This window comes from Allobosea sp. UC22_33 (assembly GCF_042700715.1).
Classification (GTDB): domain Bacteria; phylum Pseudomonadota; class Alphaproteobacteria; order Rhizobiales; family Beijerinckiaceae; genus Allobosea.
Genome location: NZ_CP170556.1, coordinates 1,796,669 through 1,818,927, shown reverse-complemented (window position 1 = coordinate 1,818,927; position 22,259 = coordinate 1,796,669). Strand labels below are relative to the sequence as shown.

General features: G+C 65.2%; 20 protein-coding genes, 3 tRNA genes and 2 pseudogenes. 6 read left to right on the top strand and 19 right to left on the bottom strand.

From position 1 onward, the window contains the following. Window positions 1-93: 93 nt before the first annotated feature. A complete protein-coding gene (locus ACFJGT_RS08635; protein WP_377847871.1) occupies window positions 94-756 on the bottom strand; it encodes a hemolysin III family protein in 663 nt (220 codons plus the stop codon). A 298-nt stretch (window positions 757-1,054) separates the two neighbouring features. Between ACFJGT_RS08635 and blh the strand changes: the two genes are divergently transcribed. Further along, window positions 1,055-2,350: a bifunctional sulfur transferase/dioxygenase Blh gene (gene blh, locus ACFJGT_RS08630; RefSeq protein ID WP_377848952.1), complete on the top strand. Its 1,296-nt coding sequence runs from the start codon at window positions 1,055-1,057 to the stop codon at window positions 2,348-2,350. Between the two features lie 59 nt (window positions 2,351-2,409). Beyond that, a pseudogene (gene bigR / locus ACFJGT_RS08625) lies at window positions 2,410-2,704 on the top strand (sulfite-sensing transcriptional repressor BigR). A gap of 325 nt (window positions 2,705-3,029) precedes the next feature. Here the strand turns inward: bigR and ACFJGT_RS08620 are convergent. The 7 genes from ACFJGT_RS08620 to ACFJGT_RS08590 form a co-directional block, all read right to left on the bottom strand. Continuing rightward, on the bottom strand, window positions 3,030-4,406 hold the full coding sequence (locus tag ACFJGT_RS08620) for a glycoside hydrolase family 130 protein (protein WP_377847869.1): 1,377 nt from the start codon (window positions 4,404-4,406) through the stop codon (window positions 3,030-3,032). Window positions 4,407-4,443: 37 nt separating this feature from the next. Further along, entirely contained in the window at window positions 4,444-6,711 is a 2,268-nt protein-coding gene (locus ACFJGT_RS08615) for a glycosyltransferase family 4 protein (RefSeq protein WP_377847867.1), read from the bottom strand. Next, the gene (locus tag ACFJGT_RS08610; protein WP_377847865.1) at window positions 6,708-7,667 is read right to left on the bottom strand and encodes a class I mannose-6-phosphate isomerase; all 960 of its coding nucleotides are present in this window, start codon (window positions 7,665-7,667) and stop codon (window positions 6,708-6,710) included. The genes ACFJGT_RS08615 and ACFJGT_RS08610 overlap by 4 nt, the downstream gene beginning before the upstream one ends. Window positions 7,668-7,971: 304 nt before the next feature. Beyond that, window positions 7,972-8,232: a hypothetical protein gene (locus ACFJGT_RS08605; RefSeq protein ID WP_377847863.1), complete on the bottom strand. Its 261-nt coding sequence runs from the start codon at window positions 8,230-8,232 to the stop codon at window positions 7,972-7,974. Between the two features lies 1 nt (window position 8,233). Beyond that, complete coding sequence (locus ACFJGT_RS08600; RefSeq protein ID WP_377847861.1) at window positions 8,234-8,371, bottom strand: hypothetical protein; 138 nt, start codon at window positions 8,369-8,371, stop codon at window positions 8,234-8,236. A gap of 122 nt (window positions 8,372-8,493) precedes the next feature. Beyond that, entirely contained in the window at window positions 8,494-8,847 is a 354-nt protein-coding gene (locus ACFJGT_RS08595) for a hypothetical protein (protein WP_377847859.1), read from the bottom strand. Window positions 8,848-8,969: 122 nt separating this feature from the next. Then, complete coding sequence (locus tag ACFJGT_RS08590; RefSeq protein WP_377847857.1) at window positions 8,970-9,254, bottom strand: hypothetical protein; 285 nt, start codon at window positions 9,252-9,254, stop codon at window positions 8,970-8,972. A 109-nt stretch (window positions 9,255-9,363) separates the two neighbouring features. On the opposite strand from ACFJGT_RS08590, the gene ACFJGT_RS08585 reads away from it, so the two are divergent. Further along, window positions 9,364-9,663 (top strand): hypothetical protein, encoded by a 300-nt coding sequence (locus tag ACFJGT_RS08585; protein WP_377847855.1) that lies wholly within the window; start codon window positions 9,364-9,366, stop codon window positions 9,661-9,663. 39 nt (window positions 9,664-9,702) lie between these two features. On the opposite strand, the gene ACFJGT_RS08580 is transcribed toward ACFJGT_RS08585, so the two are convergent. Further along, window positions 9,703-9,779: transfer RNA gene (locus ACFJGT_RS08580), tRNA-Asp, on the bottom strand. 116 nt (window positions 9,780-9,895) lie between these two features. Further along, window positions 9,896-10,348, bottom strand: a complete 453-nt coding sequence (locus ACFJGT_RS08575; RefSeq protein ID WP_377847853.1) for a hypothetical protein — start codon at window positions 10,346-10,348, stop codon at window positions 9,896-9,898. A 131-nt stretch (window positions 10,349-10,479) separates the two neighbouring features. Here ACFJGT_RS08575 and ACFJGT_RS08570 point away from each other — a divergent pair. Continuing rightward, window positions 10,480-10,555, top strand: a tRNA-Val gene (locus tag ACFJGT_RS08570). A gap of 35 nt (window positions 10,556-10,590) precedes the next feature. On the opposite strand, the gene ACFJGT_RS08565 is transcribed toward ACFJGT_RS08570, so the two are convergent. From ACFJGT_RS08565 to ACFJGT_RS08540, 6 genes are all read right to left on the bottom strand, one after another. Next, window positions 10,591-10,803, bottom strand: a complete 213-nt coding sequence (locus tag ACFJGT_RS08565; RefSeq protein ID WP_377847851.1) for a hypothetical protein — start codon at window positions 10,801-10,803, stop codon at window positions 10,591-10,593. 137 nt (window positions 10,804-10,940) lie between these two features. Continuing rightward, entirely contained in the window at window positions 10,941-13,367 is a 2,427-nt protein-coding gene (gene lon / locus ACFJGT_RS08560) for an endopeptidase La (protein ID WP_377847849.1), read from the bottom strand. A gap of 346 nt (window positions 13,368-13,713) precedes the next feature. Continuing rightward, window positions 13,714-14,985, bottom strand: coding sequence for an ATP-dependent Clp protease ATP-binding subunit ClpX (gene clpX, locus ACFJGT_RS08555; RefSeq protein ID WP_377847846.1), 1,272 nt, complete (start codon window positions 14,983-14,985; stop codon window positions 13,714-13,716). Window positions 14,986-15,252: 267 nt separating this feature from the next. Continuing rightward, a complete protein-coding gene (locus tag ACFJGT_RS08550) occupies window positions 15,253-15,876 on the bottom strand; it encodes an ATP-dependent Clp protease proteolytic subunit (protein WP_199092830.1) in 624 nt (207 codons plus the stop codon). A 162-nt stretch (window positions 15,877-16,038) separates the two neighbouring features. After that, entirely contained in the window at window positions 16,039-17,469 is a 1,431-nt protein-coding gene (gene tig / locus ACFJGT_RS08545) for a trigger factor (RefSeq protein WP_377847843.1), read from the bottom strand. A gap of 192 nt (window positions 17,470-17,661) precedes the next feature. Continuing rightward, window positions 17,662-17,747 (bottom strand) — tRNA-Leu (locus tag ACFJGT_RS08540). 188 nt (window positions 17,748-17,935) lie between these two features. Between ACFJGT_RS08540 and ACFJGT_RS08535 the strand changes: the two genes are divergently transcribed. Further along, window positions 17,936-19,519 carry a multicopper oxidase family protein gene (locus ACFJGT_RS08535; protein ID WP_377847841.1) on the top strand — a complete coding sequence of 528 codons (1,584 nt, stop codon included), beginning with the start codon at window positions 17,936-17,938 and terminating at the stop codon, window positions 19,517-19,519. On the opposite strand, the pseudogene ACFJGT_RS08530 reads toward ACFJGT_RS08535, so the two are convergent. The 3 genes and pseudogenes from ACFJGT_RS08530 to ACFJGT_RS08520 all read right to left on the bottom strand — a co-directional run. Next, window positions 19,464-19,862 (bottom strand): annotated as a pseudogene (locus ACFJGT_RS08530) (gluconokinase); the annotation flags it as partial. The gene ACFJGT_RS08535 and the pseudogene ACFJGT_RS08530 sit on opposite strands and share 56 nt — an antisense overlap. Window positions 19,863-19,910: 48 nt before the next feature. Beyond that, window positions 19,911-20,897, bottom strand: coding sequence for a phosphogluconate dehydrogenase (NAD(+)-dependent, decarboxylating) (gnd, locus tag ACFJGT_RS08525; protein ID WP_377847839.1), 987 nt, complete (start codon window positions 20,895-20,897; stop codon window positions 19,911-19,913). Between the two features lie 79 nt (window positions 20,898-20,976). Beyond that, window positions 20,977-21,846, bottom strand: a complete 870-nt coding sequence (locus ACFJGT_RS08520; RefSeq protein ID WP_377847837.1) for an AraC family transcriptional regulator — start codon at window positions 21,844-21,846, stop codon at window positions 20,977-20,979. Between ACFJGT_RS08520 and ACFJGT_RS08515 the strand changes: the two genes are divergently transcribed. Further along, window positions 21,845-22,255, top strand: coding sequence for a DUF2000 family protein (locus ACFJGT_RS08515; RefSeq protein WP_377847835.1), 411 nt, complete (start codon window positions 21,845-21,847; stop codon window positions 22,253-22,255). The genes ACFJGT_RS08520 and ACFJGT_RS08515 overlap by 2 nt on opposite strands. Window positions 22,256-22,259 lie beyond the last annotated feature (4 nt).

Here is a 22,259-nt window from a genome sequence, read left to right as displayed (position 1 = left end):
CCTGAGCCTCGCGGCCTTACGCGCGAAAAGCTTCGCAGGATCGTCGAAGGAAGCCTTGCGGGAAGCCGACCGGCCGCCCCTGGCGGCTACGGCTTATGCCGCCGGTGCCATCGCATAGGCCCGGAACACGGCGCCATAAAAGCAGCTGGACGCCATCAGCACGAAGCCGTGCCAGATCGCATTCTGGAACGGCAGGCTTTCCCAGACGTGGAAGATGACGCCGACCGAATAGAGAACGCCGCCGGCGACGATCAACCAGAGGGTCGTCGCCGGCAGGAGGCTGACGCTCTCCCAGATCAGGAGGCCGCTCCATCCGATCGCGAGATAGAGCGCAATCGACAGGCGGTCGAACCGGCCGGGCATTGCCACCTTGATCACGATGCCCGTAGCCGCCGCGAGCCACACCACAACAAGCAGAGCCTGAGCGAAAATGCTTCCACCCAGCTTCATCAGGAACGGCGTGTAGGTGCCGGCGATGAGCACATAGATCGCCGAATGGTCGAAGCGCCTGATGAACCATTTGCGCGGCGAGACCGGCCACATGTTGTAGGTGGCGGAGACGATGAGGACGGCCAGGAGCGCAGCGCCGTAGATCGAAACCGGGATCAGGTCGAAAAGCGGCGCGCTGTTCGCGACCTGGACGACCAGCGCCGCCACGGCCCCCAGCCCCAGGGCGACGCCGAGGACATGGATGACGCCGTCAGCCCAGAGCTCGGCGCGCCTGAAGACGAAGCGTCCTACGACGGGAACGTTCACGGCAACTCCTGATCCACGAGCATCTCGAGACGGTTTGGCACGTAGCGGGAGCCTGTGTCATCTCCATGTCGGCCTGCATCGGCCAGCGCAGGCCGAGATGGATCGCGACGATGACGAGAACCCGGTAGGCCGCCACGCATGTGAGGGCGATGCCCTCAAGCGATCACCGAAGCTCCAATAGCGCTCGGCTTTGTGCCCGACGTCCAAGCCAAGTCCGCTCTCCAACAGTGAAGGCGCTTGCTCCCAGTCAATATACATTATATTAAATCGTATATTGAAACTCGACCTGGTCCGTGAGATGAGCACCGTGAAGATCAGCGACCGGCTGACGGTCGCAGCCCAGCCCGACCTTTCGTCATTGTCTTCGCTCGCCGCCCAGGGTTTCGCCGCGGTGGTGAACAACCGACCCGACGGCGAGGAAACCGGACAACCCGGCCACGCCGCGGAGAAGGCTGCCAGCCAGGGAGCGGGCCTTTCCTACAGCTTCATCCCCGTCACGGGAGCGACGATCGCCGCAGCCGATATCGATGCCTTCCGAAAGGCGGTGTCGGAAGCAAAGGGGCCGGTCTACGCTCATTGCCGCAGCGGCACGCGCTCGCTTACGCTGCATGTCCTGGCCGAGACACTCGACGGCCGGATGAAGCCCGAGGAGATCGAACCCTTCGGCCAGGCGCATGGCTTTGACCTCTCCGGCGCGGTCAGGTGGCTTGCCCGGCATGCTGCACAGACGCCACAGGTGACCGGCTTCTACGAGCCGCGGACCGGCAGTATCCAGTATGTCGTCGCCGATCCCAAGACGAAGCGCTGCGCGATCATCGACCCCGTCTACGCGTTCGACGAGAAGTCCGGATCCACCGCCACGGATCCGGCCGACGACATCCTCGCCTTCGTGGCGCGCGAGGGGCTTGCGGTTGACTGGATCCTCGATACGCATCCGCATGCCGATCATTTCTCGGCTGCTCACTACCTCAAGCGGAAGACCGGTGCGCCAACCGCCATCGGCGCGCATATCACGGCCGTCCAGAAGCTCTGGCAAGCGATCTACAACTGGCCTGAACTGAAGACCGACGGCTCGCAATGGGACCGGCTCTTCGCCGAAGGCGACAGGTTCAAGCTGGGCGACCTCGATTGCCGCGTGATGTTCTCGCCCGGCCATACGCTGGCATCCGTGACCTATGTCATCGGCGATGCAGCCTTCGTCCACGATACCGTCTTTATGCCGGATTCCGGCACGGCACGGGCCGATTTTCCCGGTGGCAGCGCCAAGGCGCTCTGGGCCTCGATCCAGGCGATTCTCGCCCTGCCCGACGAAACCCGCCTGTTCGTCGGCCATGACTACGAACCCGGCGGCCGCGCCGCGAAATGGGAAAGCACGGTCGCCGAGCAGAAGCGCTCCAATCCGCACCTTGCCGGTATGACGGAGGAGAGCTTCGTCGCATTGCGCGAGGCGCGCGACCGCACGCTGCCCATGCCGAAGCTGATCCTGCATGCCCTCCAGGTGAATATCCAGGGCGGGCGCCTGCCGGAGCCCGAGGCGAACGGGCGGCGCTATCTCAGGTTCCCGCTCGATGCGCTGGAAGCGACGCGATGGTGACGGATCTCGAGCGCCCTGCCCTGGCGGCGCCGTTACCTGCGGCCCTCTCGCCCGCGGATATGGCAACCCGGGCCGACGAGGTCGCCGGCCTCCTCAAGACTTCTCGCGCACCCTGCCCGGTTGATGCTCGCCTGCAAGCTTGCCGAGGGCGAATACGGCGTCGGCGAACTCGAGACGATGCTCGGCATCCGCCAGCCGACATTGTCGCAGCAGCTCGGCGTCCTGCGTGACGCCGGGATCGTGGCCACGCGCCGCGAGGCCAAGCAGATTTTCTATCGCCTCAGCGAGGAGAAGGCCGCGCGATTGATCGCGGCGCTGTACGCGATCTATTGCGGCCCGGAGGCGCAGCGATGAGCGCTTATTGGCTCCGCTGCTGAGAGGCGATCTCTCTGAGCCGAGCGCCATTGCGGCCGGGCGACATGCCGGTATCCAACTTCTGGGGCTGTCAGCGCTTCATGCCAGGGGCGACGCAGAAGCGGGCGTCCTGATGGGTTTCGCCGCTTATACGCCCATAGAGATCGAGATCGCCGTCAGGAAGCTGGCCAGTGCTTTCCGGACGGTCGCTCGTTGCTCTCCCGCGCCCGCATCACGCGGATGATCTCGCAATCGCCCTCTCCAAAGCGATCGGCGAAGCCGAACGATGGGCGCATGGTGTCGCCAACCTTGATGGGAGGTTCGGTTATGGCTTGGCACTTTCGAGAGTGGGCTGTCCGGCGGGACGCCGGTTATCTTCGCCGGGCGCATTTGTGACTGCGCAGCCCGGTTCCATCGCAGCCAACAGCGCCGCGACCTTCACCGTGGCGAAATGGCAGAAGGTGTCCGAGACCGCATAGGGCAGGACGATCATGTCGCCGTGGCGCATCGCGCCGCAGGTGTAGACGACGTTCGGCACGTAGCCTTCCCGCTCCGAAGGCTCGGGCTGGACGAAAGGCTGGCGCAGCCGTCCCAACACTTTCGATGGGTCCGCCTTGTCGAGCAGAACCGCCCCGATCGTGTATTTTCGCACTGCTCCCACGCCGTGGATCAGGAGCAGCCAGCCTTCGTCGAGCTCGATCGGCGAGCCGCAGGTGCCGATCTGCACGAACTCCCACGGGTATTGCGGCTTCAGGAGCGCGATGCCGCCGTCCCAGGTCAGGAGATCATCCGAATAGATCAGGTGGAGGTTCTCATTGTCCTGACGGGAGATCATCGCATAGCGGCCGCCGAGCTTGCGCGGGAACAGCGCCATGCCCTTGTTCACGGCAGCCGACCCTCGCAGCGGCGACAGCCGGAACGACAGAAAGTCCCGGGTCTCGATCAGCTCCGAGCGGATCGATCGGCCGTCATAGGCCGTATAGGTGGCGCGATAGACGATGCCGTCATCCTCCTCGAAGGCGACGAAGCGCGCATCCTCGATCCCGTTCGACTGGGATGCGGTCACGGGAAAGATCACCCGCTCGCTGATGTCGCTATCGGCTGCGAAGACGACCTCGACATCCTCGCCGTCGAGCCGCGCCATCCGGTTGTGCAGGGTGGCGATCGTCGCCAGGCGCGAGGTCGGGTCGACGCTGACCTCGCCATCGGCCGCGATCGATCCGGACCGGAACGTCAGGGACGAGATATGCCCCTCTCCAACCGCGCGAACGCTGAGGATGAAGCGAAGCCCGCCGGCTGGAGCATCGGACTGGTCGGGATGCAGGACGATGCTCGGGTTGAAGAGCGCTGCCGCCTCGAACGAATATTCGTGCAGGAAATAGGCCCCGACCAGTTGGCGCTGGACCTTGGTGAAGGCGCCGTGAGCGGCGAAGGCATCCTCCATCTCGTCGGCGCGCGTCTCGAACCGCTCCAGCAGGTTGCGATGCCGGCCGTTGAAATTCTCCAGCACCTCGGCGAGCAGGTTCGCCGCTGCCTCGGTATCGAGCGACATAACCCGGTCGACGATATGGTTCGCCTTGGCCTTCTCGGCAGGATTGAAATCGCGTGGCTCGGCTGCAGGGCCGAACCGACGCACGACGACCCGTGACGGGTCGGGATGCAGGTACAGTGTCTGCCGGTTAAGGAAGCTGGGCTGGGACAAGATGTCCGCCGATCTGTTTTGCAAGGTCGCCGAAGGCTCAGGCATGCAAGGCCCGAAGCGGCGCCAGTTTCGGGCGATCCCCGCTGACGCGGGCAAGCTGGCGAATCTCGGCGAGGCTGAGCAGGTAGGATACCACGGATTCGCCACCGCGGTTCTCATTCGGTCGATCGCGATGCAGGCCGTCACGGCAGGCGCCGGTGTCCAGATCGACCAGCGGCGTGGAAAGATCGTTGTCGCCCAGGAACCAGGCGAAAGCGCGCGCGGCTTCGTTGCGCCATTGCGGATCGCCCTCGGCGCGCCAGGCCGCGAGGCAGGCCGAAATCGCGGCTGTCGCTTCCAGCGGCTGCTGGTCAAAGGCTTTCGGTACGCTACGCCGGTCGCCGAAGCTCTCCGAGCCGACCGGCCTGAACAGACCTGCCCGCGTCGTCTGGAGATGCGTGAGCCAACGCAGCGAGCGCAGGCCGGCCTCGACATAGGCCGGCACCTTCGCCGCAAGTCCCGTCACGATCAGAGCCTGGGGCAGGCGCGCGTTGTCGTAGGAGAGCCCCTCTTCGAACCAGACCCAGTCCGGCGTTTCGACCGCCGTGATGAGGCCGAGCAAACGGTCGGCGAGAAGCGTGCGCACGGACGCGGCCACCGCAGTGGTGCAATGAGCATCGAGGCCTAGCAAGGCAAAAGCCCAGGCGCGCGGGGAACTGAAACGCTCGATGATGGGCAAGGCCTCGGCGAACAGCGCGGCAGCCCATTGCCGCCGCGAAACGCTCGCGTCGTCACGCGCACAGACGCCGAGCGCCCAGAGCGTGCGCCCATGACTGTCTTCCGACCCGGCTTCCTCGAGCCAGCGCCGATCGAAGCTCATGAAATTGCGGAAACGCCGCCGATCGGGATTCCAGGCGTGCTGCACGAAGGAGGCGAAGCGTGCGGTGAGCGCGTCCGGCAGGCGCGACTCGCCGGTGCCGTTCAAAGCATTGGCGAGGAGCAGCGCACGGGCATTGTCATCGACGCAATAGCCATGCGAGCGGTCCGGCACGGAATGAACGGCGTGCTGGAACAGCCCCGTATCGTCGCACATGGACAAGAGGTGGCCGGTCTGCATCTCCGGCGACGGCGCCATAGCCGGCAGGATCCTGGGTTGGCTGGAACCCGCAACGGCGCTCAGGACACGGCCTCGGCGGGCGGTCTCGAAGGCGGCGAGATAACGCTTCGCGGTTCGCTCCCAGGTCATCGGGCGGCTGCTGGCATAGGCGCGCACCCGCATGGCCTGGCGCCGCGGAGCATCGGTGAGCAAACCTGCGATCTCGTTGCCGATGGCGACGACATCGCCGAAGGGCACGAGGATGCCCCGCCCGTCGGCCAAGAGTTCCCTTGCATGCCAGTAGGGTGTCGAAACCACGGCCTTGCCCAGTCCGAAACTGTAGGACAGGGTGCCCGACGTCATCTGCGCCTCGTTGAGGTAAGGCGTGACATAGACATCGCACATCGAGATGAAGCCGAGCAGCGTCGCCTGATCGACGAACTGGTCGAGGAATACGACGTGATCCTCGACGCCGAGCTCTCGCACACGCGCCATCAGTGTTTCGCGATAGGCCTCGCCATGCTCGCGGACGAGATGGGGATGCGTCGCGCCCAGGACGACATAGATCGCGTCAGGGCGGCGCCTCAGGATCGAGGGCATCGCGTCGATCATCACCTCGATGCCCTTGTTAGGCGACAGCAGGCCGAAGGTCAGGATGACGGAGCGACCGCCGAAGCCCAGCCGTTCCTTGGCTTCATCGGGCTCGACAAAGGCGAACTCGGGAATGCCGTGCGCGATCACCTCGATCTTGTCGGGCGGCAATCGATAGACGGTCCGCAACAGGTCGCGCCCCTTCTCCGCCATGACGACCACGCGAGCCGAGGCATCGACGATCCGTTCCATCACATCGCGCTGCGCCGCATTCGGTTCGGCCAGGACAGTATGCAGCGTCGTGACGACGGGCATGGTCAGGCGCGACAGCAGCGCCATGATATGGCTCCCGCCCTCGCCACCGAAGATGCCGAATTCGTGCTGGAGGGAGACGACGTCGAAGCGGCCCTCGTTCAGGAAATGAGCCGCACGCGCATAGTCTTCGAGCCGCTGTTCGGAGATCTGGCAGTGCACGGAGAACGGATAGTCATAGCCGCCGGCATCATCGTTCATGGCGACGATGGAGGTGTCCATATCGGAGGATGCGATCGCCTGCTGCAGATCCGTGGTGAAGGTCGCGATCCCGCAGCGGCGGGGCAGCGAATTGCCGATGAAGGCGATGCGTTTGGTCGGGCTCATGATCGTGCCTCCGTGGACGGAACTGGCGAACTCGCAACGGCCTGTGGCGGCCCGGTCGGAGGAGAAACCGTCTCGCGGAACAGGGGCATGCCGTCCCCGTCGACACGGCGCAGGAGATCTCGGCTGGGTGCCGCGGCGTCATAGGCCACGAGGCAAGACAGGCCGGCTTCGCCCGGCACGATGCGCACGCCCTGCGCCTCGACGAAGCAGCCCTGACCGACGCCGATTTGGAGCGCGCCGATGGCGGCAGCGCCGGCGATGGCGACCAGCCAGGTCTCGCATCGCGCATCGAGCTCCCAGATCGATCCGGCAGGCAGGTCGACCCGCTCGAAGACGAAGTAGGGGTTTGCGACGAGCAGGGTCCGGACGTCGCTCAGGCGCCGCGGCGGCACAGCTCGTTTGATGGGGTCTGCATGAGCGACCGCAACGCCTTGCTCGATGTGCAGTTCGCGGGCACGGCCGTGGTCGAAAAGCCGGAACGTCGTGTCGCTGCGCTGCTGTATCTCGGCGAGCACGAGACCTGCGCCGATCGCGTGGATCGTCCCCGCCGGGACGGCGATGATCTCGCCTGCGGCCGGCTTGTGCCAGGCGATGAGCTGGGCGATCGATCCATCGGCAATGGCGGTCCGCAATTGCTCCCGGGTGACGACCGCATTGAGGCCGACTCCGACCGTGGCGTCAGACGCAGCGGACAGGATGTACCAGGCTTCCGTCTTACCGCGCGGCAGGCCCATCCTATGGGCTGCGGCATCGTCCGGATGCACCTGGATCGACAGGGGCTCCTGCGTAAACAGGAGTTTGAGCAGCAAGGCTGGCTCCGGCCCATGCTTGTCGCAACGCTGGAACCAGAGTTCGCCGACGGGAACGCTGGAATGCCCGGTTCCACTCCAAGGAAGGAGGTCGGTCGACCCCCAGGGCTTGGGGATCAGCTCCATACAGGCTTGTTCGAGCGCCATTATAGGGCTCCTGGTTCATGCGGCCGGACATCGACGACGGATTGTCGCGCGCGGGCCTTGGGTAGCGGCGGTTCGCAGGGTGCCGGCGCAAGCAATCGCGTATCGCGAGATGCGTCGGCTGTTGGCGCGCGTCAGAAGGGCGCCAGCCGCACTCCCGGTTTTGAAGCAATCTTTCGGACGATCGAGCCGTTCGACGCGGCATCGCGGCGCGCGATGGCCGAGATGAGGCGTCAAATACGCAAGCGGCGCGGCAGCATGCTGGATCAGCGGAGGCCAGCGCGTGGGCCCCCTCGCCGGTGTCGTTCTAATAGGCGCTGAGGTCAGCTTCCAACGCGCTGGCCAGTTCGCCCGGGCTCACCGTGAACACCTGGGAGCTGCCAGATGAAGACAACGACGGCGTGTGCAACATGGTCGCGATCTGGCGATAGGCCAGGAACGAGGCGGCCGGAATCTCCTCCTCGTCGACAACCACACGGTAGGTGCCGGCAGGCTGCAGATAGTCTATCGCGCTCAGCCTGAACGGCTTCCTGAACGTGACAGTGGTTTCCCGGCTGCGAATGTTCACGTCAGCTCTTCTTCTTCGGCTTTCCTGCAAGTTCGAGCGTCACCGGAAGGCCCTTTGCCGATACGGGCACGACCGCTGCTTCCTTTTTCTTCTTCGGCTTCTTGGCTTCTCGATTGCCGCGCGTCTGTCCCTTGGCCATACAAATCTCCTCTTGCTGAGCAGGGAGGCGTCAGGAACGCCACCATCTCCGCGCTGCTCACGCGGAATGGCTCATGATCGCCGAGCGATGCCGCTGCGCCGGCTGTCGCCGTTGCGATCACCTCAGGTCTTGGACATGCCGAGCGTTTCGGCGCAGGCCTTGGCGACGGCCGAATCCGGTGACGTGCTGCCGATCATCGTGGCCCAACCGCCCTTGGCGATGAAATCACCCTGGCTCCACGAACTGATCTTCTTCAGCTCGACAAGGGCGGCATCCGCGTTGGGCTGCTTTTGAAAGTTGCTCACGCAGATCGGGGACAAGGCCGCGACAACCGCATTCTCAGCCCTGAGCTTCGCCACGCGTTCGCTCGACGAGGCAGTCGACCACCCACCCCAGGTGAAGCCGAGAACGGCAAGGGCAACAGCACCGCCAACGGCGCCCCAGATGGCAGGTTTGGTTTGAGAGGGGATTTTCATTGAAAACCCTTCCTATTTGCGGAAGAAAAACCTCCCGTAAAATAATATATCACAGAATTATAAAATGATCATTTTTATTTCTTTCACGAGATCGAGGCCGAATATTATTTCCATACCACGATTTACGTATTTTGCTGATGCTGGAAATACCGTTTCAGCTGCAAGAAAGCCGGATCATAAGGTTCCAAGCCTTGCTCATTCGAGATGATGCGCTCGACGCCTGTCGCGCCCGCTGTCTCCGCGAACTGAAGGCACAGCCGGCAGATGCCTCGAAGAGACGTTTCCACGTCGGCGGCGAGCAAGCGGCCTTTGATATCCGCCAACGGACTGGAAACTTGCGAGAGTTCAACGAGGACGAGGATCGCCATCGGCAGCCGGCGGCGCAGGCGCCGGAGCGCATGCTTCATGCGAGCGGCATCGTGTGGGCCGATGTAACACAGGCAGATCAGAGCCGGACCATGCGCCGACGCAAAAGGAGGCCGCCGTCGCGCTCCTGCGGCTTGCACCAAGAATCAGTTGGGCAAGAACTTCCGCGAATTCCGCTCCGTCGCGTTCGACCAGGAGGAAAGCTGCAGGCTGATGGACATGCGCAGAACCGGCTCGGTCGAGGCCAATACCGGTGGCGCACCCGTCGAAGCCATCTCGGCCAAACTGAGCAACAGCATCGACAGAACAAGACTCTGCAGAGGTCTACATGCCGGTCAATCTGTCGGCCGTCAGAGCCGCAGATCAATCCCGAAAAGTCGCGAGCCGCGAACTGGCGACGGCACAAAACGAGGTCAAAAGAAAAATGAAAAACACGGCAGGGAAAGTTGAAACCCATGAAGGGAATAACTTCTAACCCTTTGATTTTAATGGCGCGGGCGACGGGGCTCGAACCCGCGACCTCCGGCGTGACAGGCCGGCACTCTAACCAACTGAGCTACGCCCGCGCTGGGCGGCTGAGGCATTCGCCGTCAGCGACGTGGTGAGTATTGCCCCCGGCCGGAAGTGTCAAGCGAGTGTCGCCGGCAAAATCGCATCTGGGGAAAATTATCCTCGGACTCTCCTATTGCTCGCCTGCGCCCGCCCCGCTTTCCGGCGACGCGAGGCAGGGATCGAGCAGGACATGACGCTCGTCCTGGCGGTTATATCCGCCGCGCAGGACCGCTTTGTCGCCAGGCTTCAGGTCGCCGGCACCGTAGGTCACGCACAGAACCCGTACGCCCGGCTCGGCACAGACCGCGACATACCAGAGCGCGCCATCCGTCCGGACAAGGCTCACCGTGCCGGCGATCGCCATGTCGATGCGCGAATCGGCGGGAATCGAATCGGGAAGCTGTGCCGCGATGGATTCGCAGCTTGCCGGCTTGCCGGGCTGCTCCGGCTGCGAGAAGGCCGGGCGGTCGATGAAGAAGGAATCAGGCAGGAGCGATTGCGCCTCGGCCTGGGCCGCAGCGAGGACAAGGCCCAGGCAGATGACGGCCAGGGTGCGGTTCGAGGCGGAACAGGAATGGGGCAAACGGCAGATCTCCACGAACCCGGCAGGGTGACGATGAAGATGGCGGAATTCGGCCGCAGGCGAGCCGTTGCAGCTGACAGACCCGACAACCCTTGCGATGCGGCTGCCGAGGCCTTAAACGCGACCGCGTGGGGCGGTTAGCTCAGTTGGTAGAGCGTCTCCTTTACACGGAGAGGGTCGGCGGTTCGAGCCCGTCACCGCCCACCAGATCCAACCGACAGTCGCGACGGGCCGGATCGCCGCTAGCCGATCTGCTCCGCACGCCGTCTGGCTGCGGCATCGAGCCGCGCGATCCGGCGGATCGCTTCATCCGCACCTGTCGAATCCACCAGCTTGAGCGGATCCAGGGGATAGGCGGCCTGCGCCAGCGCGCGCCGGACAAACGCCGGGAGGCCATCGAATGCCGCCCACGGATCAGGTTTCGGTTTGAGCTTGGAGAGGCGCCGCAGCTTCAAGACCCCTGATTGGATTGCCTGCGCAGATGCAGGCCCAAGATGATCATGGGCGGGGCTTGAGGCAATACCCTGCGTTGCGCCCAAACGAAAACCGCCGGCGCTTGCGCGCCGGCGGTTGGTTGTTTCGAGACCTGGAGTCAGTGGGCGACAAGGCCCGCGGCCTCGTCGTCCGCGCCCTTGGGCGGCGTGGCCTTGAGGTCTTCTTCCCAGACGATCGGAACCGGCTGGCGGGTCAGCGCGTGCTGGAGCACCTGCTCCATGCGCGCGACCGGGATGATCTCCATGCCGTCCTTCACCGACTTCGGCAGGTCGATCAGGTCCTTGGCGTTCTCCTCGGGGATCAGCACCTTCTTGATGCCGCCGCGCAGAGCCGCCAGGAGCTTCTCCTTCAGACCGCCGATCGGCAGCACCCTGCCCCGCAGCGTGACCTCGCCGGTCATGGCGACGTCGCGGTTGGTCGGGATGCCGGTCAGGATCGAGACGATGGTGGTCGCCATCGCGATACCGGCCGACGGGCCGTCCTTCGGGGTCGCCCCCTCGGGAACGTGGACGTGGATGTCACGCCGATCGAAGAGCGGCGGCTCGATGCCGAAATCGACGGCCCGCGAGCGGACATAGGATGCCGCCGCCGAGATCGATTCCTTCATCACGTCGCGCAGGTTGCCGGTGACGGTCATGCGGCCCTTGCCGGGCACCATGACGCCCTCGATCGTCAGCAATTCGCCGCCGACCTCGGTCCAGGCCAGGCCGGTGACGACACCGACCTGATTCTCCGTCTCCGCCATGCCGTAGCGATAGCGCGGCGGGCCGAGATATTCCTCGAGCAGCGGCTCGTCGACGACGACCTTGGCCTTCTTGCCGAGCACGATATCCTTCACGCCCTTGCGGACCGTGTTGGAGATCTCGCGCTCCAGGTTACGGACGCCGGCCTCGCGGGTGTAACGCCGCACCAGGGTCTGCAGGGCATTGTCGGTGATCGACCACTCCTTGCCGTCGAGCCCGTGCTTCTTGATCGCATTCGCGATCAGGTGCTTGCGGGCGATCTCGGTCTTCTCTTCCTCGGTGTAGCCGGCGATGCGGATCACCTCCATGCGGTCCAGCAGGGCCGGCGGAATGTTCAGCGTGTTCGCCGTCGTCACGAACATCACGTTCGACAGGTCGTAATCGACCTCGAGGTAATGGTCGTTGAAGGTCGCGTTCTGCTCGGGGTCGAGCACCTCCAGCAGGGCTGCCGAGGGATCGCCACGGAAGTCCTGTCCCATCTTGTCGATCTCGTCGAGCAGGATGAGCGGGTTGGAGGTCTTGGCCTTCTTCATCGACTGGATGATCTTGCCGGGCATCGAGCCGATATAGGTGCGGCGGTGACCGCGGATCTCGGCCTCGTCACGCACGCCGCCGAGCGACATGCGCACGAACTCGCGGCCGGTCGCTTTGGCGATCGACTTGCCGAGCGAGGTCTTGCCGACGCCCGGAGGGCCGACGAGACACAGGATCGGACCGGCGAGCTTGTTGGCGCGCTGCTGCACGGCGAGATATTCGACGATGCGGTCCTTGACCTTGTCGAGGCCGAAGTGATCGTCGTCGAGCACCAGCTGGGCGGCGGTGAGGTCCTTCTTGATCTTGGACTTCTTGTTCCAGGGGATACCGAGCATCCAGTCGAGATAGTTGCGCACCACGGTCGCTTCCGCGGACATCGGCGACATCTGGCGCAGCTTCTTCAGCTCGGCCGTCGCCTTGTCGCGGGCTTCCTTGGTCAGCTTGGTCTGGGCGATGCGCTCTTCCAGCTCGGCCAGCTCGTCGCGGCCTTCCTCGCCGTCGCCCAGCTCCTTCTGGATCGCCTTCATCTGCTCGTTGAGATAGTACTCGCGCTGGGTCTTCTCCATCTGGCGCTTGACGCGCGAGCGGATGCGCTTCTCGACCTGCAGGACGGACATCTCGCTCTCCATGAGCGACAGGACCTTCTCCAGGCGATGGGCGACGTTGGTGATCTCCAGCACGCCCTGGCGATCCGCGATCTTGACCGCGAGATGCGAGGCGACGGTGTCGGCGAGCTTGGTCGGCTCGTCGATCTGCGTGACCGCAGCGACGATCTCGCCCGAGATCTTCTTGTTGAGCTTCACATAGCTCTCAAACTCGCTGACGACCGAACGGGCGAGCGCCTCGACCTCGACCTTCTTGCCCTCTTCCTCGGCAAGGCCAGTGGCCTCGGCCTCGTAGAAGGACTCGGACGCGGAATAAGACGAGGCCTTGGCGCGGCCGACGCCCTCGACCAGCACCTTCACGGTGGAGTCGGGCAGCTTCAGCAGCTGCAGCACGCGGGCGAGCGTGCCGATCTCGTAGATCTCGTTGGGCTGCGGGTCATCGTCGCCGGCGTTCTTCTGGGTCGCCAGGAGGATCAGCCCGTCCGTCTTCACCACTTCCTCAAGCGCGCGGATGGATTTCTCGCGGCCGACGAAGAGCGGGACGATCATATGGGGGAAAACGACGATGTCGCGCAAAGGCAGGACCGGGTAGGTGCCGGTCTCGCCTGTGACGAAAGGAGCGCGGGGCGTCGAGCCAGTCATGGCAGTTCCTTTGCAGTTGCGCCCGGCGGACCCCCGAGATGGGCGGAGCGATCGGACGTGTGCGGCCAAGGCGACCATTCGCCTCTCCGCCCTCGCGCATCGCACCCTATTAGGCATGCGACTCTCGCAAGTGCACCTAAAGTGGAGACTTCCTCGCCGGCTTTCAAGCGAGGTATCCGGCTCATGCACCGCTGACCTGCGGCAGACGAAGGACGGATGCCGCGACGTCGGGCGGTTCAATCTCCCGCAGGGCTGTCGCGATCCGAAACCGCCGCCAGCCCATGCCCTCTCAAACGCAAAACGCGCGCCAAGGGGCGCGCGTCCTGTTGTCGCAATCAGCGAGAGATCAGGAGGCCGAGGCCGTCTTGGTCTCGTCCTCGCGCTCGGCATAGATGAAGAGCGGGCGGGCCTTGTTCTCGACGGCCTCCGGGCCGATCACGACCTGCTCGACGCCTTCAAGGCCGGGCAGTTCGTACATGGTCTCGAGCAGGATGCCTTCCATGATCGAACGCAGGCCGCGCGCGCCTGTCTTCCGCTCGATCGCCTTGCGGGCGATCAGGCTGACAGCCTCGTCGGTGAAGGTGAGCTGGGTATCCTCCATCTCGAACAGGCGCTGATACTGCTTGACCAGCGCGTTCTTCGGCTCGGTCAGGATGGTCTTCAGCGCCGGCTCGTCGAGATCCTCCAGCGTCGCCAGGACCGGCAGGCGGCCGACGAATTCGGGGATGAGGCCGAACTTCAGCAAATCCTCGGGCTCGACCTGACGGAAGATCTGGCCGATGCGCCGTTCGTCCGGAGCTTCGACCTTGGCGCCGAAGCCGATCGAGGTGCCCTGGCCGCGGCTCGAGATGATCTTGTCGAGGCCGGCGAAGGCGCCGCCGCAGATGAAGAGGATGTTGGTGGTGTCGACCTGCAGGAATTCCTGCTGCGGATGCTTGCGCCCGCCCTGCGGCGGCACGGAGGCGACGGTGCCTTCCATGATCTTGAGCAGCGCCTGCTGGACGCCCTCGCCCGAGACGTCGCGGGTGATCGAGGGATTGTCCGACTTGCGGCTGATCTTGTCGATCTCGTCGATATAGACGATGCCGCGCTGCGCCCGCTCGACATTGTAGTCGGAGGCCTGGAGCAGCTTGAGGATGATGTTCTCGACGTCCTCACCGACATAGCCGGCCTCGGTCAGCGTCGTCGCATCCGCCATGGTGAAGGGCACGTCGAGGATGCGGGCGAGCGTCTGCGCGAGCAGCGTCTTGCCCGAGCCGGTCGGCCCGATCAGCAGGATGTTCGATTTCGCGAGCTCGACGTCGTTCTGCTTCGTCGCGTGCGAGAGGCGCTTGTAATGGTTGTGCACCGCCACGGAGAGCACCTTCTTGGCGTGCTCCTGGCCGATGACGTAGTCGTCGAGAACCTTGCGGATCTCCTTGGGGGTCGGCACGCCGTCCTTCGACTTCACCAGCGCGGATTTCGATTCCTCGCGGATGATGTCCATGCAGAGCTCGACGCATTCATCGCAGATGAACACGGTCGGGCCCGCGATGAGCTTGCGCACCTCATGTTGGCTCTTGCCGCAGAAAGAGCAGTAAAGCGTGCTCTTCGAGTCGCCGCCGGGCTTGTTAGCCATCCGTTCATCTCCAGTTCGGGAGCCGTGAGCCGCATCGCGCGTGGCGGGTGCAGCCGTCGTCTCTCCGTCATATCTAAGCGCTCAGATCACGATGATTAGGTTAACGGCCCGTTCCGGTACATTCGGATACGCAGGGCCGGCCCAAGCCGGATCAGAATGGAGCGCTCGTCCGCTCACCCCCGACCCCATGCAAACACGGGGCCGTATCTCATTCAATATGGGGGCTCCGATCAGCCGGGCCAACCCACAGGATCGCGAGCGCCGCGATCAGGCCTCGGCCTCCGGCCGACGCTCCATGACCTTGTCGATCAGGCCGAATTCCTTGGCCTGCTCGGCGGTCATGAAATTATCGCGCTCCAGCGCCGCGTGGATATCTTCGTAGGAGCGCCCGGTGTGCTTCACGTAGATTTCGTTCAGGCGCTTCTTCAGGCTCTCGACCTCCTTGGCATGGATCAGGATGTCGGTGACCTGGCCCTGGAAACCGCCGGAGGGCTGGTGAACCATGATGCGCGCGTTCGGCAGGGCGAAGCGCATGTCCTTGGCGCCGGCCGTCAGCAGGAGCGAGCCCATCGAGGCGGCCTGGCCGATGCAAACCGTCGTCACCGGGCAGCGGATGAGCTGCATGGTGTCGTAGATCGAGAGGCCGGAGGTGACCACGCCGCCGGGCGAGTTGATGTAGAAGGAGATTTCCTTCTTCGGGTTCTCGGCTTCGAGGAACAGGAGCTGCGCCACGATCAGCGAGGCCGAGTAATCCTCGACCGGGCCGGTCAGGAAGATGATGCGCTCGCGCAGCAGGCGCGAGTAGATGTCGAAGGCGCGCTCGCCGCGGCTCGACTGCTCGACCACCATCGGGACGAGATTGTTGTAGGTCTCGAGCGGATCGCGAAGCATGGATCTGTCCTTGAGGTGGTGCGCTGGGAACCCAGCGAGATGTCGAATCAGCGGCGTCTAGGAAGACACTCACTTAAGCACGGCAATCGCGGCTGAAAAGGGAAGCGCCGCCGGTCGCGAAGGCCGGCGGCGCGAATGCTGTCGTTAAGGTTGCCGTCAGGCTCAGGCGGAGGCGTCGTCGGCCTTGGCTTCGGCCTTCTTCGTCTTCTTGGCGGCGGCCTTCTTCGGCTTGGCCTCGGTGGCTTCCTCGGCGTCCTCGTCGGCGTAGAGCGCCTCGCGCGAAACCGTCTGGTCCTCAACCTTCACCTGGCCGAGGAGGTGGTCGACGACCTTCTCCTCGAAGATCGGGGCGCGGATTTCGGCCAGAGCCTGCGGGTTGTTGCGATAGAAGTCCCAGACCTGCTTCTCCTGGCCGGGGAACTGGCGGGCGCGCTCGATCAGGGCCTGGGTGACCTCGTCATCCGAGATCTGGACCTTGGCCTGCTCGCCGATCTCGGCCAGCACGAGGCCCAGGCGCACGCGGCGCTCGGCGATCTTGCGATAGTCGGCGCGGGCGGCGTCCTCGGTGGTGTCCTCGTCGGCGAAGGTCTTGTTGGCCTGCTTCATGTCGGCCTCGACCTGGCTCCAGACGCTGGCGAACTCCTGCTCGACCAGGGTCGGCGGCAGCTCGAAGCTGTACTTGCCGTCGAGCGCGTCGAGCAGGCCCTTCTTCAGCTTGCGGCGCGACTGGGCGACGAAGTCACGGCCGATCTGCTCGCTCACGGCTTCCTTGAGCTTGTCGAGCGACTCCATGCCGAAGCCCTTGGCGAGCTCGTCGTCGATCTTGATGGCGTCGGGCGCCTGGACGTCGGTCACGGTGACCTCGAACTCGGCCGGCTTGCCGGCGAGGTTCTCGGCCGCATAGTTCTCCGGGAAGGTGACCTTGACGGTGCGGGTCTCGCCGGTCTTGGCGCCTTCGAGCTGCTCTTCGAAGCCCGGAATGAACTGGCCGGCGCCGAGATCGAGCGGGATGCCCTCGCCCGTGCCGCCGTCGAACTTCTCACCATCGAGCGTGCCGACGAAGGAGATGATCAGGCGATCGCCCTTCTCGGCCTTGGCCTTCTCGCCCTTGGTGGCGTAGCTGCGGTTGCCGGAAGCCATGCGCAGCAGCGCGGCATCGACATCGGCGTCCGGAACCTCGGCGACCGGCTTCACGAGCGAGACGTCCGAGAGGTCGGCGAGCTCGATCTTCGGGAGAACCTCGAGCGCGACGGTGAAGGCGAGATCGCCCTTGGCCTCCATCGCGGCCTCGATCTCTTCCTTGTTCTCGGGGAAGCGGATCTGCGGCTCGAAGGCGAGCTTCAGGTTGTTGTCGGCGACGATCTTCTGGTTCGCTTCGTTGACGGCGTTCTGCAGCACGTCGGACATGACCGAGCGGCCGTAGAGACGGCGCAGATGCGCGACCGGCACCTTGCCCGGGCGGAAGCCGTTGATCTTGGCCTTGCCCTGGAGGTCCTGGAGGCTGCCATCGAGCCTGGTCTTCAGGTCGGCGGCGTTCAGCACCACCTGGAATTCGCGCTTGAGGCCCTGGGACAGGGTTTCGGTCACGTTCATTTTTGTACCGCCAACAGCTCGTTTACGTCTCAATGTCCAAAGCGCGACGCCGGTTCCGACCGCCGCCGCGCTCGCGAAAAACTCTCGCATCGGACCGAAAAGTGGGTGCCACTTTTCGGATGAATCCGAAGCGATAACAAACCATCGATCATCGCTTCGCACCCTGGCGGGCACGCGATGATCTTAGACCGATGGTGCGGGCGGAGGGACTTCGAACCCCCACGACTTTCGCCGCTGGTACCTAAAACCAGTGCGTCTACCAATTCCGCCACGCCCGCCGGCCGATAGCGCTGCGCGCGAGCAAACGCAGCGCGGCCATCGTCAAGCCGCAGGCCTATACGCATTTCGGCCGGGCCATGCAGCAAAAAAATGACGGTTCTGCAAAACAGGCCGCCTGCAGCGCTTTTCCTGGCCGAGGCACGGCCGGCTCTCGCCAGAACCGGCCGGCCGGATTATGCGATAGGCCATGACGAAGCCGCCCGCCGCCGCCCGCCCCTCGCTCACGCGCCGCCATATGCTGGCAGGGCTCGGCGGCACCTGCCTGATCGCGCCGATGACCGGTTTCGCGCAAACGCCGGGCCCGTCCGCAAAACCCGCAGCCGAGCCGCAGCGGCAGACGCTCGTTGCCGCCCCGGCAAAGGCGCGACTGCGCCCATCGCCGCCGGTCGATACGGAAATCTGGTCCTTCGACGGTGCGACACCGGCCCCGCCGCTGCGAATCAAGCAGGGCGAGACACTGGTCCTGAAGCTGGAAAACAAGACGACAGCGCCGCTCGACCTGCACTGGTACGGCTTGCGCGGCGAAGCGGAGCGCGATGGCGCCGCCTCGTTCACGCGGCCTCCGATCGCGCCCGGAGACACCGGCGAGTTCCGGATCACCCCGCCGGATTCGGGCACGCTGCTCTATCGGCCGCTCCGCGCCGGCGGCTCATCCGAACCCGCCGGCCGGGGGTTGAGCGGGCTCGTCATCGTCGAGGAGAAGGAGCCGCTGCCGGTCGATCTCGACCTGCCCGTGCTCGTCACGGACTGGCTGATCGGCGACGATCAGGCGCTCCAGCCCTTCGTGCTGCAGAGCAACGCCGCGGCCTCGGCGGGGCGCCTGGGCAGCTGGCTCACCGTCAACGGCCGCTCGCCGCCGCAGCCGATCACCGCTCGCCCCGGCGCGCGGATTCGCGTCAGGCTCGCCAATGCCTGCAATGCCCGGATCATGCGACTGCGCTTCGACGGCGGAAAGGCGACCGTGATCGCTGTCGACAGCCAGCCGACCGAGAGTTTCGAGCCGGTGCGCTCGCAGCTGCCCTTCGCGCCGGGCACGCGCTACGACGTGATCCTCGACCTGCCGATCGAGGTCGGCGCCGCCGTGAATATCAGTGCGCTGATCGGCGGCGGGCTGCCATTGGTCAGGATCGTGACGGCAGGCCAGCCGCAGGTGCCGCCTGCGGCCGCGCCTGCCCTGAAGCTCAACCCGGCCCTGCCGCTCGGCGTGCGCATGCAAGATGCGCTGCGGCCCGAACTTGTCGTCGAGGGCGGGGCGAAGCTGACCGAGGACCAGAAGCTCGACTTCACCGGGCTCGATCTCGCCAGCCCGTGGCGGGTCAATGGCGGCACCGGCTCGTTCGGGGGCAAGCCGCTGTTCAGCGTCAAGCGCGGCACGCCGATCGTCATGGCGATCGACAACCGCACCGCCTTCGTGCAGCCGTTCCATGTCCATGGCCACAGCTTCCGGCTGCTGCACCCGCTCGACGACGGCTGGGAGAACTACTTCCTCGACACCGTCCAGATCCCCGAGCGCAAGAAGCTGCACATCGCCTTCATCGCCGACAATCCCGGCCGCTGGCTGATCTCGTCGACCGTGCTGGAGCGCTTCGACCTCGGGCTGTGGAGCTGGTTCGAAAGTGACGTGAGTCCGGGCGTCAGAGCCCCAGCCGACCCACCACGTCCTGTACGATCGCGTCCTTGCTGTCCTCGACCGAGACGACCAGCGGCTTCTCGTCGCTGCCCGGCTCCTCCAGCGCGGCGAACTGGCTGTCGAGCAGGGCCGGCGGCATGAAATGGTGCTGGCGGGCGGCCATGCGCCGGCCGATCAGTTCGCGCGAGCCCTTGAGATAGACCAGCGCGACATCCGGCCGGTCGCCGACGATCACCTGCCGATAGGCGCGCTTCAAGGCCGAGCAGGTGACGATGCCGTGCTCGCCCTTGTTCCGCAGGTCATCGATCCAGGCGGCGATGGCGGCGAGCCAGGGCTTGCGGTCGTCGTCGTTGAGCGGCGTGCCGCCGGCCATCTTGGCGACGTTCTCAGGGGGGTGAAAGGAATCGGCGTCGCGGAACGGCCAGCCGAGACGCTCGGCCAGCCGCTCGCCGAGCGAGGTCTTGCCCGAGCTCGCGACGCCCATGACGACGATGACGGCCGGGCGGCCGCCGCTTGCTGCCTCTGACACGTCTCAGCCCTGCTTCTTGGGTTCGACATGGCCGCCGAAGCCGGCGCGCATCGCCGAGAGGATCTTCTCGCCGAAGGTGTGGTCGACGCGCGAGCGGAAGCGGGCGAACAGCGCCGAGGTCAGCACCTCGGCCGGGGTCGCGGTCTCGACGGCGGCATCGACCGTCCAGCGGCCCTCGCCGGAATCCGAGACATTGCCGTTATAGGAAGACAGTTCCTCGTCGGCGGCCAGAGCCTCGGCCGTGAGATCAAGCAGCCAGGACGTGACAACCGAGCCGCGGCGCCAGACCTCGGCGATCTCGGCGACATCGAAATCGAAGCCGTATTCGGCCGGCAGCCCTTCCTTGGCCGAGGCGTTGCGCAGCAGGTCGAAGCCTTCCGCGAAGGCCTGCATCATGCCGTATTCGATGCCGTTATGGATCATCTTGACGAAATGGCCGGCGCCGGTCGGGCCGCAATGGAGATAGCCCTGCTCGCTCGTGGGGTTGCGACCCTCGCGATGCTTCGTCGGTTCGATCTCGCCCTTGCCGGGCGCCAGCGTCGCGAAGATCGGCTCCAGCCGGTCGAAGGCTTTCTTGTCGCCGCCGATCATCAGGCAATAGCCGCGGTCGAGCCCATGGACGCCGCCGGAGGTGCCGATATCCATGTAGTGGATGCCCTTGGCCGCCAGCTCCTTGCCGCGGCGGACATCGTCCTTCCAGAAGGCGTTGCCGCCATCGATCAGCGTATCGCCCGGCGCAACGAGACCGGCGAGTTCGGCCAGCGTCGCCTCGGTGATCTTGCCGGCCGGGAGCATGACCCAGATGGCGCGCGGCGCCTTCAGCTTGGCGACCATGTCCTTGAGGTCGGCGGCGAGCGTCGCCCCGTCGGCGGCGAGCGCCTGGCCCGGCTTCGGATCGCGATCATAGACCACGCATTCATGGCCGGCGCGCATCAGCCGGCGCACGATGTTGCCACCCATCCGGCCGAGGCCGATCACTCCAAGCTGCATGTCAGATACTCCGCAAAGCCGGCTTTTTCTGCTTCAAGCATGGAGGCGACGGGCGGGGCAAGCCGAGGTGACGCAGGTCTCAGGCCCGGATTTGCCGTTGCAGGGCCCGCCAACGCCCCGGCGTGACGCCATAGGCGCGGCGGAACTGGCGGGTGAGATGGCTCTGGTCGGCGAAGCCGCAGGCGAAGGCCGCATCGGCCAGGCACGTGTCCTGCGCCAGCATGCGGCGGGCGCGATCGAGGCGGCGCATCACGAGGTAATTATAGGGGCTGGTGCCGAAGGCGGCGCGGAACTGGCGCGCCAGCGCGAAGCGATCGAGCCCGGTCATCGCCTCCAGCCGGCTTGAATCGACGACATCGGTCGCATGGGCATCGAGGTAGTCGCGCGCCCGCTCCAGCGCGGGGGCGTCTAGCCGGGATGAACGGACGCGCCCGGCCGAGGGATCGAGCGCGAGCAGGGCCTGGGCGAGCCGGTCGACGAAGTCATCGGCCGCCAGCGGGTCGAGCAGCTGGTCGAGATCGCGCAGCGCGCGGGCGATCGCCGCGACGAGGCAGGGCTCCTGCGAAACGGCTGTGGATATGAAGGGCAAGGCCCGGCCGCCCTCGCCCATTGCCTGCCGGATCAGCCGCGGCTCGACATAGAGCATGCGATAGCGGAAACCGCTCTCGACGCCTGAGCGGCCGTTATGGACCTCGTCGGGATGCAGCACGATGGCGTGGCCACCAAGACTGTCGCGCCGGGCACCGCGGTAATCGAAGGACTGCACGCCCGAGAGCGTCAGCCCGAAGGCATAGGTGTCGTGACGGTGCGGGTCATAGGCATAGCCGCGAAAGAACGCCTCTATGCGTTCGATGCCATCAGCGCCGGAGCCGAGCCGGACCCAGTCCGGCTCCGGTCCGCACGATCGTTCAAGACGGGCCTTGCCGGCCTCGGTTAGCGATGCATCCATGCGTTACGATACCAAGATCGCCATCGTGGTTCGCGAAGATCTCGCAACCTGGCAAAAACTCAATGTCGCCAGCTTCCTTGCAGGCGGGCTCGTCGGAACCTCCCCCGAACTCGCGGGTGAATCCTATCAGGATGCCTCCGGCCGCTTCTACGGGCCGCTGATCCGCCAGCCCGTGCTGATCTTCGCGGCGAGCGCCGCGGAGCTCACCAACGTGCTCCAGCGGGCTCAGCAGCGCGGCGTCAGGCCGCATCTCTATACGAAAGAGCTGTTCGCGACCGGCAATGACGTCGACAACCGCGCGGCGGTCGCGGCGGTGACAACGGATGCGCTCGACCTTGTCGGACTCGGGCTCCATGCCGAGCGCAAGGAGATCGACAAGATCATCAAGGGGCTGAAGCTGCACGGCTAACGCC

What these genes read in the sequence shown, in the direction of transcription:
- blh (WP_377848952.1), top strand. Translation starts at nt 1,055, where the DNA reads ATGAGCACCGTGAAGATCAGCGACCGGCTGACGGTCGCAGCCCAGCCC.
- ACFJGT_RS08615 (WP_377847867.1), bottom strand. Translation starts at nt 6,711, where the DNA reads ATGAGCCCGACCAAACGCATCGCCTTCATCGGCAATTCGCTGCCCCGC.
- ACFJGT_RS08610 (WP_377847865.1), bottom strand. Translation starts at nt 7,667, where the DNA reads ATGGCGCTCGAACAAGCCTGTATGGAGCTGATCCCCAAGCCCTGGGGG.
- ACFJGT_RS08600 (WP_377847861.1), bottom strand. Translation starts at nt 8,371, where the DNA reads ATGGCCAAGGGACAGACGCGCGGCAATCGAGAAGCCAAGAAGCCGAAG.
- ACFJGT_RS08595 (WP_377847859.1), bottom strand. Translation starts at nt 8,847, where the DNA reads ATGAAAATCCCCTCTCAAACCAAACCTGCCATCTGGGGCGCCGTTGGC.
- ACFJGT_RS08590 (WP_377847857.1), bottom strand. Translation starts at nt 9,254, where the DNA reads ATGAAGCATGCGCTCCGGCGCCTGCGCCGCCGGCTGCCGATGGCGATC.
- lon (WP_377847849.1), bottom strand. Translation starts at nt 13,367, where the DNA reads ATGACTGGCTCGACGCCCCGCGCTCCTTTCGTCACAGGCGAGACCGGC.
- clpX (WP_377847846.1), bottom strand. Translation starts at nt 14,985, where the DNA reads ATGGCTAACAAGCCCGGCGGCGACTCGAAGAGCACGCTTTACTGCTCT.
- ACFJGT_RS08550 (WP_199092830.1), bottom strand. Translation starts at nt 15,876, where the DNA reads ATGCTTCGCGATCCGCTCGAGACCTACAACAATCTCGTCCCGATGGTG.
- tig (WP_377847843.1), bottom strand. Translation starts at nt 17,469, where the DNA reads ATGAACGTGACCGAAACCCTGTCCCAGGGCCTCAAGCGCGAATTCCAG.
- ACFJGT_RS08535 (WP_377847841.1), top strand. Translation starts at nt 17,936, where the DNA reads ATGACGAAGCCGCCCGCCGCCGCCCGCCCCTCGCTCACGCGCCGCCAT.
- gnd (WP_377847839.1), bottom strand. Translation starts at nt 20,897, where the DNA reads ATGCAGCTTGGAGTGATCGGCCTCGGCCGGATGGGTGGCAACATCGTG.
- ACFJGT_RS08515 (WP_377847835.1), top strand. Translation starts at nt 21,845, where the DNA reads ATGCGTTACGATACCAAGATCGCCATCGTGGTTCGCGAAGATCTCGCA.
- ACFJGT_RS08520 (WP_377847837.1), bottom strand. Translation starts at nt 21,846, where the DNA reads ATGGATGCATCGCTAACCGAGGCCGGCAAGGCCCGTCTTGAACGATCG.